The sequence below is a fragment of the Shewanella yunxiaonensis genome (assembly GCF_018223345.1).
GTDB classification, from domain to species: Bacteria; Pseudomonadota; Gammaproteobacteria; order Enterobacterales; family Shewanellaceae; genus Shewanella; species Shewanella yunxiaonensis.
Genome location: NZ_CP073587.1, coordinates 653,613 through 668,396 on the forward strand (window position 1 = coordinate 653,613; position 14,784 = coordinate 668,396).

The window sequence follows — 14,784 nt, forward strand, 5'->3', positions numbered from 1 at the left end:
TTGACGATAGATGTTTCTAACTAATTATTTTAAAAAAGAAAATAATAACATTGTAATCAGCCGTAAACAGGCTAGTGACTTTGCCAAGGATATTGCCGGCGACTTTAACCCCCTACATGATGAAGATGCCAAGCGTTTTTGCGTTCCTGGAGATCTGCTGTTTGCCTTAGTGCTGGATAAGTACGGGCTCAGTAGCAAGATGCAATTTCGTTTTGAAGGTATGGTTGGCGATGCAGTACCTCTGCATTTCCCCGATGCTTGTGGTGAGCAGGTGTGCATCGAAGACGAAAAGGGCAAAAGCTATCTGAAAGTAAGCCGCGAAGGTGAGCAGCGATACTGTGAAAAGCAGTTGGAAGCCTTTATTCGCAGTTATGTGGCGTTTTCCGGTCTCAATTTTATTCATGTGCTGGTGCCGCTAATGCAGGAATATCAGGTGATGATTAACCCGGAACGGCCGCTGGTTATTTATGAAACCATGAGTTTTGAATTAGACACCCTCGCATTTGAAGAGATGACACTGGAACTGGTCAACAAGCAGTTACAGGTCGATGGCAAGCGCGGTGACGTGTTGTTAGAGTTTGCATTGCTGAGCGGTGAGCAGCAGGTAGGTACTGGTCGTAAAACTATGGTGCTCAGTGGTTTACGCCCTTATGAACAGAATGGTCTTAACGGCATGATCACTGAATACCAACGTCGCAGCGAAGCGCGGTTGTAATTACGCGTTATTCAGCGACTGTCGATACGCTTTGATCTTGGGTCGCAGTATTTCTGCGCGTTTTAAGCTGTCGTCACGCCATACCTGCTGGCGATCGTAATATTCGGCAAAAGTTGGCACTGATTCCGGCAATAGTACCCAGGGCTGCTTAGTTGAAGTAAAAATGTGTACATCCGGTGGCAACATTTGTGGGTTATCTAAGGTGCCAACGCGCACGAATGTTGTCAGTGGACCACTACCCGCATAGTGGCTCCACAGCGCGACTTGGCACTTTGGGCAGCGGGCAATCTGCTGTCCCTGACCGCTGGCGGACGGGGTGGCAACAATCATTGGCTCACCACTCAATAACTCCACCTGATCAGATTCAATCATGGCATTGAGTGCAAAAGCGGAACCCGTTTCACGCTGGCACCAAGTGCAGTGGCAGCAATGGACTACTAAAGGCTGACAATGCAGTTGATAGCGGATAAAGCCACAGTCACAACCACCGGCCATAGGATATTGTGTTGGCATGGCGCGTCCTTTTTCTCACTTTGATAGACAAGATCTAGCATCCAACTTACTCATTTGCCGACGGCAAATACAAGCCTGACTTTGGTCCAACACCGTGCATTTCTCTGCCAATGAGTTTTGTTGCCATTTTCGATAAACCGAAAACGCAGCGGTCAGGCACTAAGGTAATGTGTATTCGTTCATTTAACCAACGGCAGTGCACTAACCAATCGTTTCAAAAGCTAAATGATCACTAAAAAATTGGCGGATTAGCTGTAGATATTAAGTAGATTTTGCCATTTACAGTTTAAATGAATAATGGCTTATTGCTATTTTGAACGCGCTGCCATAGGGTTGGCTATCTGAGATCAATGCCAGGAATAAGGAATGTATTATAAAAAACGCCTGTTAAAGGCTTCGCTGTTGGCTTTGTCCACTATTTCGCCCTTCGTTACTACGTACTCTCTTGCTGCCTCATTACCACCTGTTGAAGCCAAAAATGGCATGGTGGTGTCTTCTCAGCGTTTTGCTTCAGAAGCTGGGGTAGAAATTCTTAAAATGGGCGGTAATGCCGTAGATGCCGCTGTCGCAGTGGGCTATGCCCAGGCGGTGGTCAACTCTTGCTGCGGTAACATCGGTGGCGGTGGTTTTATGACACTGCATCTTGCTGATGGCTCGGATCACTTTATTGATTTTCGTGAAATGGCGCCGGCAGCTGCTAGTGCCAAGATGTACCAGGATAAAGACGGCAATCTTATTCCACATGCCAGCACATTAGGTTGGGGCGCAGTAGGCGTCCCCGGTACGGTGCGCGGTATGGAATTGGCGCTGACCAAATATGGCTCAGGCAAACTGACTCGCGCACAAATTATGGCGCCGGCGATCAAATTGGCGCGTGAAGGTTTCGTCCTGACTCGCGGTGATACGGATGTGATCGACTCCAGCTTAAGCAAGATGCGTGGTGACAAACAGGCCGCCAAAATCTTTTTGCATGCAGATGGTACGCCGTTAGAACCGGGCGATCGTCTCGTGCAGTCTGCATTGGCAGACACGCTGGAAAAAATTGCGAAAAATGGCCCGGATGCCTTCTATAAAGGCGATATTCCTAAAGCAATCGAGAAAGCCTCAAAAGCCAATGGGGGTTATTTAACAGCCAAAGATTTTGCCAACTATGTGGCTAAGGAACGTACACCCGTCAGATGTTCTTATCGTGGCTATGACTTTATATCAGCCCCACCGCCAAGCTCAGGTGGCACCACCATGTGTCAAATTCTGAATATTCTGGAAGGCTACGATCTGAAATCCATGGGCTATGGTTCTGCAGACGCTATTCACTTCACTGCTGAAGCGATGCGTCATGCGTTTGTGGACCGTAACAGTCTGCTTGGCGATCCAGATTTTGTGAAAGTCCCGATGAAGAAATTGCTGAGCAAGGAATATGCCGCTGAGATCCGTAAAACTATCGATCCAGTAAAAGCCACCCCATCCAGTGAATTAGCGGCAGGAGTGCCTCCTCATGAAAAGCCGCAGACCACACACTACTCGGTGCTGGATAAGGCCGGTAATGCAGTGTCGACCACTTACACTATCAATGGTCGCTTTGGTGCCGGTGTGATGGCTCCGGGTTATGGTTTTTGGCTGAATGATGAGATGGATGATTTCACCTCGAAAGTCGGTGAGAAAAACATGTTCGGTCTGGTACAGGGTAAGGCTAACGCCATCGCTCCGGGCAAACGGCCTCTGTCCTCTATGTCGCCTACCATTGTCACCAAAGATGGAAAAACCTTTATGGTGGTTGGTTCTCCAGGCGGTTCATTGATCATCACCATCACCCTGAACACCGTGATGAACGTGATCGATTATGGGATGAACTTACAGGAAGCTGTGAATGCGCCACGTATTCATCAGCAGTGGTTGCCTGATGTTGTGCTCTATGAAAAGCGTGGTATTTCACCTGATACGCTGAAAATCCTCAAAGAACGTGGCTACAACATGGTTGAAAAAGGCCAGTGGGGGGCTGCGGAAGCAATTATGATCGGTTTACCCAGCGTGGTCAGCGGTGATGAACACTCTAACGTCAGCGATGCTTCTGTCTCCGGTAAAATCCGTGAAGGCTATATCTACGGCGCTAACGATGCACGTCGGCCACAAGGTGCTGCTGTCGGCTACTAACCGCAGCAATTTTGGCATTGAAGCCCGGGCATGATGACCCGGGCTTTTTTTATTTAACCGGCGCGCCTTTACCTTAGAAATCACAACAAATTTTTTCTTGGCTGAACTGACGGCGATTGTATTGGTCGTAGATAACATGGACCTAAAACAATCTTCATTGGTTTGTGAATGCAGTGAAATAGGTCCGAATGAGATAGCGATAGATGCGGCGATATTGGGTCGTGCCGTGAGTAAGTTGTTGCTTACCCCTTAAGCCAGTGCGTGAGCGTCTTGTGGTGACAGAGTGTCCGCAGCAACCGTCTGCATCAAACCTAAACGTGGTCACCACCAAATACGGTACGGTAACTGGTGCTTCACCTCCCTATTCTGCATCAGTTCCCATAAAGGAAGAGTTATGCATAAATCACTTAGACTAGCGGTAGCCATCGCGCTGGCGTTTGGCTCCGTTACCTTTCCAACGCTGGCCGCAGTTCAACCACAGGCTCAACAGCAACATCAGGAAATCACCCGCACCACGTTAAAAAATGGCCTGCAAGTGGTGATTGTTCAGGATAAATTGGCACCGGTAGTCACCACGCAGGTGAATTACCTGGTCGGTAGCAATGAAGTGCCAGATGGCTTTCCGGGTACCGCTCATGCGGTGGAGCATATGATGTTCCGGGGGAGTCCGGGGCTGAACAAAGATCAGATTTCCGCATTGGCAGCCAATATGGGAGGCCATTTCAATGCCGAAACGCGTGAGGATTTGACCCGCTACTTTTTCACGGTGCCCAAGCAGGATTTGGATGTCGCGTTGCGTATTCATGCCATCCGGATGAAGAGTGTGGATATGAGCCCCGCGGAATGGAGCGATGAGCGCGGTGCCATTGAGCAGGAAGTCTCCCGCGATATGTCCAGTCCGATATTTAAGGCGATGACCGATATTCGTCAGTCGTTGTTCGCTGGTACCCCTTATGTGCATTCCCCCTTAGGAACGCGGCTATCTTTTGATAAAACCACTGCCGCCGCGCTCAAGCAGTTTCGTGATACCTGGTATGTGCCCAACAATGCCGTGTTGGTGATCGCCGGTGATGTTGACCCGCAGCAAGTCTTGCCAGAAGTGCAACAGTTGTTTGGTGATATTCCGGCAGGGGCATTACCACCGAAAGCAGCATTCCATTTTCAGCCGGTAACAGCGAAACAGATTAGTCTGGATACCGACACGCCTTATGGGTATGAGATCCGGGCGTTTCGTATGCCTGGATTAACCTCCAGTGAATATGCTACTGCGCTGGTGTTGAGTCAGGCGTTGGGTTCTCAACGTGCCGCTCTGTATGGCATGGGAATGGATGGTAGTGCGCTGGCAGGAGGCTTCGACACCGAGTTCCTGCCTCATGCCGGGATTGGCTACGCCATCGGGATTTTCCCGAAGGGAGCCGACGCCATCAAACTGGGGCATCGTATCGACAGTATTCTGCATATCGCCGCTACGAAGGGGATTGACCCTGCATTAGTCAAAGCGGCAAAACAAAATGCCATCGCCAGTCTGGAATTTGCCAAAAACTCGGTCGATGGCCTGGCAAACGCCTGGTCTGATGCGCTGGTTGAACAAGGATTGACATCTCCGGATGCTATTCGTGATGCCATTGCGGCAGTCACACCCGCGGCAGTCAATGCGTTAGCCGCACGGACCTTTAAGACGGAGTCGATGATCAGCACTACCTTAACGCCGCAGAGTTCCGGTAAGCCAGTTGCCAGCAAGGGTTTTGGGGGGGCGGAAAACTTCAGTAGTGCACCCGATAAACCGGTGGTGTTGCCCGATTGGGCACAGCAAGCGTTCGCCAAGCTGTCGGTGCCAAGCTCCGATTTGCATCCTGATGATTTCACCTTGCCTAACGGTTTACGGGTGATAGTTCAGCCGGAAACCGTCAGCGATACAGTGTTAGTGACTGGTGAAGTGAAAACCAATGAGGATATGCAGGCTAAAGCAGGACAGGAAGGGATCAGCGATATTCTCGACGGTTTATTCCGCTTTGGTACACAAGATCTCAATCGCCTGCAGTATCAGCAGGCGCTGGATAATATTTCGGCTGAGGCGGTGGCGGGCAGCAGCTTTTCGCTGTCGGTTCCTGCGGCAAATTTCACCCAAGGTATGCAATTGCTGGCAGATAACGAACTACATCCGGCGTTGCCACAGCAGGCATTTAAGATTGTGCAGCAGCAACAAGCCTCCAGTACTGCCGGGGAGTTGCAGTCGCCCGATTATCTGAATCGTCAACATCTGTTGCAGGCGCTTTATCCTAAGACCGACCCGAGTTTGCGACATCCAACACCGAACTCCTTGATGCAGCTGACTTATCAGGATGTAACTCAGTATTATCAGCAGACTTTCCGTCCGGATATGACCACACTGGTAGTCGTCGGTAATGTGAACCCGGCACAGGTAAAACAGGTCGTCAGTCAGTATTTTGGAAGCTGGCATAGCACCGGCGCTAAACCAAATGTTGATTATCCCGCGGTTCCGAACAATCAGGCGGCGCAGTTTAATACGCCGGATAAGTCAGCCGTGCAGGACAGTGTTGCATTGGTGCAGACCGTGCCCGTCACCGAGAATGACCCGGCGCGCTTTGCGCTGAATCTGGGGAACGAAGTGCTCGGCGGTGGTTTTTATGCCTCGCGTTATGTGAAAGATCTGCGTGAAAAAAATGGCTTGGTTTATACCGTCGCTTCCGGTTTTTCGCTGGATAAACATCGTGGTACCTATCGGGTTTATTATGGCTGTGATCCTGACAAAGTGATGAAAGCTAAGGCACTGGTGGTGAAAAATCTGCAACAGATGCAGCAAGCGCCAGTGACTGAACCCGAACTGAAGCAAGCGAAAGGCATTATGCTGCGACAGATCCCTTTGGGTGAATCCAGCTTCGATGGGATTGCTGAGCAATTGTTGCAGTTGTCGATAGAAGGTAAACCACTGGATGCCATGTCCAAAGCCGCTGCAGCCTATTTCCGTTTGACAGCAGAAGACGTCCGCAAGGCCTATGCACAATTCCTCCGCCCGGATGACTTTGTTATTGCGGTTAAAGGCCCTGCGCCGCAGGCATAAGGCGCATAATATGGTCTCTAAAGCGCCTTTTTGTACAAAGGCGCTTTATCTCTCTGCCATCTCGCCGCAAAATCAAGACTATAACGCTGACAGGTTGTGACTTAGGGGTTTACAACCGCAGTATGTAAATGAAACTACGCGTTGGTGAACGAGATGACTCAGGGATTCAGCCAGGCCGATCTGCAAAAAGCGCTGCGGCAACAACAGAATGAAATTAATGATTTCACTATTTATACCGTGTTGGCCGCATTGCAACAGGAAGATAAGAACAAGAAAATCTTTGAAAAAATTGCCCGAGAAGAACAGCAGCATTACCAGTTTTGGGTGGGCATTACACAACGGGAATTAGCGCCCCAGAACTGGCTGGTGATGTGGTATGTCTTTCTGGTGAAACTGCTCGGCACCTCTTTTGCGCTGAAAAGTCTGGAGAAAAAAGAGCTTGGAGCTGAGCAGTTTTATAAAGAGTTATTCGATACCTATCCGCAAGCAAAGACGATTTATCATCAAGAGGTCAGCCATGAACTGGAGCTGATCGATATGCTCCATGACAAAAAGCTGCTGTATACCGGTGCCATCGTCTTGGGGATGAATGATGCCCTGGTGGAACTGACCGGAACGCTCAGTGGTATTGCGCTGGCATTTGATAAAACGCTGGTGGTGGGTGCAACCGGCTTGATCATGGGGATTGCCGCCTCGCTGTCGATGGCAGGCTCGGCTTATCTGGAGTCGAAAGAAAATCCCAATCCGGATATCAGCGCATTGTCGTATTCAGCCTATACCGGAGTGTCCTATATCATCACCACGGCGATACTGGTGCTGCCATTTTTTGTGTTGCAATCGATGCTAGCGGCATTGTCGCTGATGTTTGCGTTAGCACTGATTGCGATTGTGCTGTACACCTTTTACATCTCTGTTGCCAAAGATCTGAGTTTTAAAAGCCGCGTGATAGAGATGTCATCGATCACCTTCGGGGTAGCAATTATCTCGTTCTTTATTGGTTATGCGGTGAAGTATTTTCTCGGCGTTGATGTATAAACATACCGATTGATTGGATCACAATTAAGTAATGCAGGCAATTTATCAAAGCATGTGGCAACAGGCCACCGCCGCCATTGGCAGCGGCAACTATCAGACTGACGCCCTCATCAATAATCCCGCCGATGACAGGCGCGGGATTACGGCGCTGTCGTATCTGCAGTCGAGTGTGCCGCTGTTGCAACAGATTAATCAGTTCTTACAAGGCATTAGCGAATTGGAGCCGCGGCAATACCGGCAGCCAGTTCCGGATATGCATTTGACGATGTTGTCGATTATCTCCTGCATTGCTGGATTGCAACTGCGGGATCTTAACGTTGCTGCCTACTGTGAGGTATTTCAGCAGGCTCTGGCAGAGGTAGAGCGTTTCGAGGTGGTATTTCGCGGAATTACCGCATCACCAAGCTGCATTTTGTTGCAAGGCTTTGTGGCTGATACCGACCAGTTATCGCAACTTCGACAACGCTTGCGTCAAGCCTACCGTGACTCCGGTTTGCCTTGTAGTATCGACAGTCGCTACAAAATCGCCACCGCTCATGCCACTTTAGTGCGTTTTAACGCGCCATTGCAGCAACCTCAGCGACTATTGGATTATCTGACGCAATATCGTGACTATGCTTTTGGTTGTCATGCGGTGACGCAACTGTCACTGGTATTCAATAACTGGTACCAACAGCAACAACAGACAACACTGCTGGATACGGCCTTGTTGCGCTGAGGACTACCCGTCATTGGTTATTGATGTATCAGGTATTGCCCCGATAACTCGGGACAACACCTTGTTCGCTGGCGATCAGTCTCGGGCGGGATTGTGATTGCTGCGGCGGGGATTATTGCCACTGCGATTACCTGATGGCCGCCGTTGTTCGCCGGGTTTTCCAGGCTTGGGCGCATTGGGACGCGGTTGCCCATCATTGGCCGGTTTATGGCGGGGTGGTTTGGCCTTTGCCGGACGTTCAGCAGTGGCTTCGCCTGCTTGGGCTTCTCTTGGCTGTTTGGGCTTTTTCGGTTTTTTGGGCATTTTCGGGCCATTAGCGCGCAAACGGGTTTCCTGTAGCGGTTTGTTAGGCGCAAATTCCGCAACTGTTTCGCGGGGAATATGCTGTCCAATCAGGTTTTCGATATCAGCCAATTGTTTCAATTCTTCATCACAGACCAGTGATACGGCATGCCCAGAGGCTCCGGCGCGGCCGGTACGACCAATACGGTGTACATAGTCTTCGGCCACGTTAGGCAGATCAAAATTCACCACTTGTGGCAGTAGGTCGATATCCAGGCCGCGTGCCGCAATATCGGTAGCGACCAGCACTTTTACTGCACCATTTTTAAAATCGGCCAACGCGCGAGTACGAGCGCCCTGACTTTTATTGCCGTGAATCGCCGCAGCGCTGATCTGTGCCGCCTCCAACTGTTTAGCCAGACGATTAGCACCGTGTTTGGTTCGAGAAAATACCAGTACTTGTGACCACTGCTGCTGTTGGATCAGCTGGATTAGCAGCGCCGTTTTTTTCGACTTATCAACTGGATATAAGGTTTGGGTGACTTGCTCGGCAGTACTGTTAGGCGGTGTTACCGAGATCTCGGTTGGATTGGTTACCAGCCCCTTGGCCAGTGCCCGGATATCATCGGAGAAAGTGGCGCTGAACAGCAGGTTTTGCCGTTTCACAGGCAGTAACGCCAGGATTTTTTTGATGTCGTGAATAAAGCCCATGTCCAGCATGCGGTCGGCTTCATCCAGCACCAGAATTTCCAGACGGTCAAATTTGACGGCGTTTTGCTGATACAGATCCAGCAAGCGTCCCGGGGTTGCCACCAGAATATCCACGCCGCGGCGCAGTGCCAGCATCTGTGGATTAATGGAAACTCCGCCAAACACCACCGCACTGCGCAGACTAAGGTTTTTACCGTAATCGCGGACATTGTCAGCGATCTGTGCCGCCAGTTCCCGGGTAGGTGTCAGGATCAGTGTACGGATTTGATTGGCTTTAGGTCGCACGCCACCACTCAACAGTTGCAAAATGGGCAAAGTAAACGCTGCCGTTTTGCCAGTACCGGTCTGCGCGGCAGCCATGACATCATTGCCTTGCAGCACGGCGGGAATCGCCTGTTGTTGAATCGGGGTCGGGTCGTTGTAACCCTGTTCGATAACCGCATTTAGAATCGGGGTAGATAAGCCAAGAGAGGCAAAACTCATGCAATAGTCTCAATTAGGTGGCATGTAAGCCGGAAGCTGGAGCCATTTCAGGCGGGCGGCAAGTGTACAGCAAAAGCGCTGGTAGTACCATGAGCAGCGCATAATTCATCCGCGGCTGTCAGCTTGCTGAACCAGATCACAGTTCAGGCTGCCAATACCCGGAAATTTGCAGTATCTTGATGCTGTTGCAACCAAAGGATAAGGGCAATGACAGCAATTGATTTTATCGGCACTCAGGCACAGGCTCGGCGGGATAACGCTATCGGGCTGATCCGTAATGTGCAGCAGATGTCCGCGATTGCCACGCCCAGACTCAATCACGGTCTGCTGAATTTAGCGCAACATGGTCGTATTGCCTTTCATTTTCATCCCGATCGTCTCGATTATCGCGGTTGGCCGGTGATCGCCGGTTTGCTGTCTGATGGCGAGTATCGCAGCCAGTTTGAAACCCGCGTATCTAATGGCAAATTGTCACCGCAGCTTGGCGGTGCCCGTGATCACTGGGAAAACCAGCTTTTCGGTCACTGTTATGTCGGTGCCAAGTTGCGGCCAAAATATGGTGCACTGGATATCGGTTTACACCAGAGTGGTCCTTCAGCGCGCTTTGGCAGTTGTTATCTGCTGTCATCGCCGGAACTGCTGAGCCAATGTACCTTCTGCTACCTAGACTCCTGTCGCGAACCGCGAGCAAAGGGCACTCTTGCCTGTTTTGAAGATGTTTTCGCGGCGTTGTTCAATGAATCTTTTGAACGCGACGCGGCTTTGGGCGTTAATGCACTACGACCGCCCGCCTTGGTGGACTATTTGTGTGACGAGTTGCCCCGTGGTGTTGACGCCCGCTTTTTGCGGCCAATGAGCCGGGATCTGGATCATTACATTGAAGCGCAGTGTCACGGCGAATTATCGTTGGCGCAGGACATGGATGTGCTGGTGGCAGACCCCTCGTATAAAGACACCGCGATCGAGGTGTTAATGCAACGTCTGTGTGATCGCTATCAGTTGCGTCTTTGCTGGCATCAGGGCTTTGTGATGAAAGCGGTCGACGTGCCGGCAGATTTCCGAGGGGCCTCTATGCCGCAATTGGCTGCCAAAGTCGCCCGGGATGGCTTGTTGACGCCAGCAATTCTCGGTGAAGCAGAAGTCTCGGTGCGGCGTGAACCAGAACGTTGGCGTGGACTGGGTAACGAAGCGGAATTATTACAGCAGTTCAAACTGCTGTGGCACGTGCTGGTACGTTTTGGTGCTGTGGGCGCCTGATCCCTAAAATCCCTGACATCGCGGCAATCTCACCGTACAAAATTCCCCGTAAAAAGAGTGATGAGATGGTTTATTCTCATGGCAATGCCTGCGATACTGCCTAGCGAATTTAAACGCTTCGGTCAAGCTATCGCATGATGCTTTTGACACCGATTACGTGTTCCTCTCTTTCGCTGTAAATAGTTTGGATATTCATGGATAAATCCCTGGAAAAACAACTGGCCGGATGGCTAAGGCTACAAAAGGGGGCCTGTGGCCCTTATCTGAAACTTTCCATGACGCTCGGGGTTGCCAATGGCGTAGCGTTGGTGGTGCAGGCGTGGTTACTGGCCACTATGCTGCAGGGGCTGATCATCGATAATCTGCCGCGGCAGCAGTTCATTCCTTATTTTATTGGTTTCGCCGTACTGATTTTTGTGCGCGGGGCATTGGCCTGGGGAAGAGAGCGCGCAGGTTTTGCTGCCGGACGGCGTCTGCGCAGTACTCTGCGGGCCGCGGTACTGGACAAGTTGGGTCGTTTGGGGCCTGCCTGGGTTAACGGTAAACCAGCAGGTGCCTGGGCCAGTATTGTGCTGGAGCAGATTGAGGATCTACAGGATTTTTATGGCCGCTATCTGCCGCAGATGACGCTGGCCGGATTTATTCCGCTGATCATTCTTTGCTGTACCTTTCCGTTGAACTGGGCGGCAGGGTTGATCCTGCTGACCACTGCGCCGTTAATTCCACTGTTTATGATCTTGGTGGGGATGGGCGCTGCTGATGCTAACCGAAAAAATTTCAGTGCGTTGCAGCAGTTGAGTGGGCATTTTATGGATCGCCTCAAGGCGCTATCGACACTCAAGCTGTTTTACCGTGCGGCTGCCGAAGAAAAAGCGATTGCCAAGGCTTCCGAAGATTTCCGCGAGCGTACTATGACGGTGCTGCGACTGGCATTTCTGAGCTCTGCGGTACTGGAGTTTTTTGCAGCGGTGTCGATTGCCGTGGTAGCAGTGTACTTTGGTTTCTCTTATCTGGGTGAACTGAATTTCGGCCATTATGGCGTACCTATCAGTTTATTCAGCGGCATGTTCATACTGATTATGGCGCCGGAATTCTATCAACCACTGCGTGATCTCGGTACACACTACCATGCCAAGGCGCAGGCCATTGGCGCGGCAGAATCGCTGATGGCGCTGCTGGAAGCTCCCGAGCCACTCAATCAGGGACATGAAATGCTGACAGGTAGTCTGCTCAGCATCGAAGCGCGCGATCTGCAAGTGTTCAGCATGGATGGGAAACCGTTGGTTGGTCCGTTGAGCTTTTCAATGCGAGCAGGCGAAAAGCTGGCATTGGTGGGACCAAGTGGGGCGGGTAAAACCAGTTTGCTTAATGCGTTACTGGGATTTTTACCTTATCAGGGCAGCCTCAAGGTTAACGGCATTGAACTGCATCAGATAGCGCCCGCAAGTTGGCGCCAGCAGCTCGCCTGGCTGGGACAGAATCCCCAACTTTTTCAGGGCTCGGTTGCTGACAATGTGCGCTTAGGCCAACCCGAATTGGATGATGCCGCGCTCTGGACGCTGCTGGAGCGAGCCAAAGTCGCGGATTTTGTGCGGGCACAGCCAGCAGGCTTAGCGCACATCGTACAGGAATTCAGTGGTGGTTTATCTGTGGGGCAGGCGCAACGTATTGCATTAGCGCGTGCTTTAGCGCGCAATGCTGAGTTGTATCTGCTCGATGAACCCAGTGCCAGTCTCGATAGTCAGAATGAGCAATGGGTCTTGGATGCTCTGTGGCAGGCTATGCAGCAGCGCAGTTGTCTGATGGTGACGCATCGTCTCGATCAGCTGGATCGCATGGATCGAATCTTAGTGCTGGATCATGGAAAATTGGTACAGCAGGGCAATTTTGCTGAGCTGTCACAACAGCCAGGACTACTGGCAACCATGCTGGCACAACTACCGTTAGCCCTATCGCTGGATGACGTGGAAATCGCGGGAGGCGTACAGGCATGAAACTGTTACTACCATTTTTAATCCTGTTCCGTCGCCATTGGTTGATGATGACCTTAGGGCTGCTGCTGAGCGTGCTGACCCTGATTGCCGGTATTGGTTTGCTGTCACTTTCGGGGTGGTTTCTTTCCGCAACGGCGGTTGCCGGGCTGGCGGGTGTCGGCATGAACTATTTTACCCCGGCGGGTGGCGTACGTATGTTTTCGATTATGCGTACCGCTAGTCGTTACGGCGACCGGGTGCTGACGCATGAAGCCACCTTCCGTATTCTTACCGAACTGCGTTGCTGGGCCTGGAAATCGCTGCTACCGCTAAGTGAACGCAACCTGAGTGGTATGCGTCGCGGCGATCTCTTGAATCGGCTGGTAGCGGATATTGATACGCTGGATCATCTGTATCTGCGGTTAATGACTCCGCTCGCCAGTTATGTATTGATGCTGTTGTTACTGTTTGCGTTTGTCGGCTGGTTTGATTTGCACCTGGCATTTCTGCTGTGCGGTGGTTTGTTGCTGGCAGCCATCGTGTTGCCATCACTGTTTTATCAGCTAGGAAAAGCACCAGGACGACAGATCATTGAGCAGCGACGCCATTACCGGATCCGTTTACTGGAATGGTTGTCAGGCCAAGCCGAATTGACCCTCTTTGGGGCGGCGAACGATTATCGGCAAGCATTGGCGCGCGTGGAGCAACATTGGCTGAATAGCCAACAGCGCATGGCCACGATTACGGGTTTAAGTCAGGGGCTATTGATCCTGTTCCACGGCAGCCTGGTGTTGCTGATGTTATGGTACGCTGCCAGTGGCGTAGGCTCCGCGATACCGCCAGGACCATTGCTGGCGTTAGTGGTCTTTTGTGTCCTTTCCAGTTTTGAACTGATGATGCCTCTGGCCGGTGCATTTCAGCAATTGTCCGCCACCATGTTGGCTGCCCGGCGAGTGGCCGATATTACCGAGCAAACGCCAGATATCAACTTTCCGGCGGTGAGTCATGGCAGAGCGGCCAATGGGGAGATACTGATTAGCGACTTAGGCTTTAGTTACTCACAAACTCCGCCGGTGCTGCAACATCTGTCACTGAAGATCGCGGCGGGTAGCAAAGTTGCGCTACTGGGTAAGACCGGTTGTGGCAAATCCACCTTGTTGTCGTTAATTACCCGTCAGTGGCAGGCACAGCACGGCACCATTCAATTGGCGGGTTTACCGCTAGAAAGTTATGACGAGCAAAGTCTGCGCGCTTCGATGACTGTGGTCAGTCAGCGTGTGGCACTGCTCAGTGCAACTTTACGCGAAAATCTACAGCTAGCACTGCCGGAAAAAGTCAGTGACGAGCGGCTGTCTCAGGTGTTGCAACAAGTGGGATTAGCTAATCTGCTGCAGGAACCAGGATTGAATGCCTGGATTGGTGAAGGTGGCCGGCAGTTATCTGGTGGTGAGCAGCGGCGTATCGGCGTCGCCAGAGCATTGTTGCGGGACACGCCATTGTTATTGCTGGATGAGCCAACCGAAGGCCTGGATCGACGTACCGAGCAGGAGATCCTGCGGTTATTGTTGGCACATGCTAAAGACAAGACATTGTTGATGATCAGTCACCGGTTGACGGGGATGGCACAGATGGATGCGATCCATCTGCTGGACGCCGGGCAGATTGTCGCTAGCGGTGCTCACGAACAATTGCTGAGTAGCACCCCGGCGTATGCGGCGTTATACCGTCAACTGCGTGACTAGTAAGTCATATCCTCCTCAATGAAAGGGATGTCAGCAGCATCCCTTTTTTACTGAAGCGCTATCTTCAAATCACCTCGGTAAATTCGTCATAGATCACAGAACTGCCTCCCCAGATCTTCAAT

10 protein-coding genes are annotated in these 14,784 nt (G+C 51.3%); 8 read left to right on the plus strand and 2 right to left on the minus strand.

The window, feature by feature from the left end:
* Window positions 1-10 precede the first annotated feature (10 nt).
* On the plus strand, window positions 11-715 hold the full coding sequence (locus tag KDN34_RS03120) for a DUF3581 domain-containing protein (protein WP_212595480.1): 705 nt from the start codon (window positions 11-13) through the stop codon (window positions 713-715).
* Here the strand turns inward: KDN34_RS03120 and KDN34_RS03125 are convergent, their stop codons facing one another.
* A complete protein-coding gene (locus tag KDN34_RS03125; RefSeq protein ID WP_212595481.1) occupies window positions 716-1,228 on the minus strand; it encodes a GFA family protein in 513 nt (170 codons plus the stop codon).
* A gap of 366 nt (window positions 1,229-1,594) precedes the next feature.
* On the opposite strand from KDN34_RS03125, the gene ggt reads away from it, so the two are divergent.
* The 4 genes from ggt to KDN34_RS03145 all read left to right on the plus strand — a co-directional run bounded on the left by ggt (window position 1,595) and on the right by KDN34_RS03145 (window position 8,214).
* Complete coding sequence (ggt, locus tag KDN34_RS03130; protein ID WP_212595482.1) at window positions 1,595-3,379, plus strand: gamma-glutamyltransferase; 1,785 nt, start codon at window positions 1,595-1,597, stop codon at window positions 3,377-3,379.
* A gap of 394 nt (window positions 3,380-3,773) precedes the next feature.
* Window positions 3,774-6,461 carry a M16 family metallopeptidase gene (locus tag KDN34_RS03135; RefSeq protein ID WP_212595483.1) on the plus strand — a complete coding sequence of 896 codons (2,688 nt, stop codon included), beginning with the start codon at window positions 3,774-3,776 and terminating at the stop codon, window positions 6,459-6,461.
* Between the two features lie 153 nt (window positions 6,462-6,614).
* Window positions 6,615-7,496: a VIT1/CCC1 transporter family protein gene (locus KDN34_RS03140; protein ID WP_212595484.1), complete on the plus strand. Its 882-nt coding sequence runs from the start codon at window positions 6,615-6,617 to the stop codon at window positions 7,494-7,496.
* A gap of 31 nt (window positions 7,497-7,527) precedes the next feature.
* Window positions 7,528-8,214, plus strand: a complete 687-nt coding sequence (locus KDN34_RS03145) for a 2'-5' RNA ligase family protein (RefSeq protein WP_212595485.1) — start codon at window positions 7,528-7,530, stop codon at window positions 8,212-8,214.
* A 75-nt stretch (window positions 8,215-8,289) separates the two neighbouring features.
* On the opposite strand, the gene KDN34_RS03150 is transcribed toward KDN34_RS03145, so the two are convergent.
* Complete coding sequence (locus KDN34_RS03150) at window positions 8,290-9,690, minus strand: DEAD/DEAH box helicase (RefSeq protein ID WP_212595486.1); 1,401 nt, start codon at window positions 9,688-9,690, stop codon at window positions 8,290-8,292.
* Window positions 9,691-9,897: 207 nt separating this feature from the next.
* Between KDN34_RS03150 and KDN34_RS03155 the strand changes: the two genes are divergently transcribed.
* From KDN34_RS03155 to cydC, 3 genes are all read left to right on the plus strand, one after another.
* The gene (locus KDN34_RS03155) at window positions 9,898-10,947 is read left to right on the plus strand and encodes a DUF3626 domain-containing protein (RefSeq protein ID WP_212595487.1); all 1,050 of its coding nucleotides are present in this window, start codon (window positions 9,898-9,900) and stop codon (window positions 10,945-10,947) included.
* A gap of 194 nt (window positions 10,948-11,141) precedes the next feature.
* Window positions 11,142-12,941 (plus strand): heme ABC transporter permease/ATP-binding protein CydD, encoded by a 1,800-nt coding sequence (gene cydD / locus KDN34_RS03160; RefSeq protein WP_212595488.1) that lies wholly within the window; start codon window positions 11,142-11,144, stop codon window positions 12,939-12,941.
* Entirely contained in the window at window positions 12,938-14,662 is a 1,725-nt protein-coding gene (gene cydC / locus KDN34_RS03165; RefSeq protein ID WP_212595489.1) for a heme ABC transporter ATP-binding protein/permease CydC, read from the plus strand. The genes cydD and cydC overlap by 4 nt, the downstream gene beginning before the upstream one ends.
* Window positions 14,663-14,784: the final 122 nt, after the last annotated feature.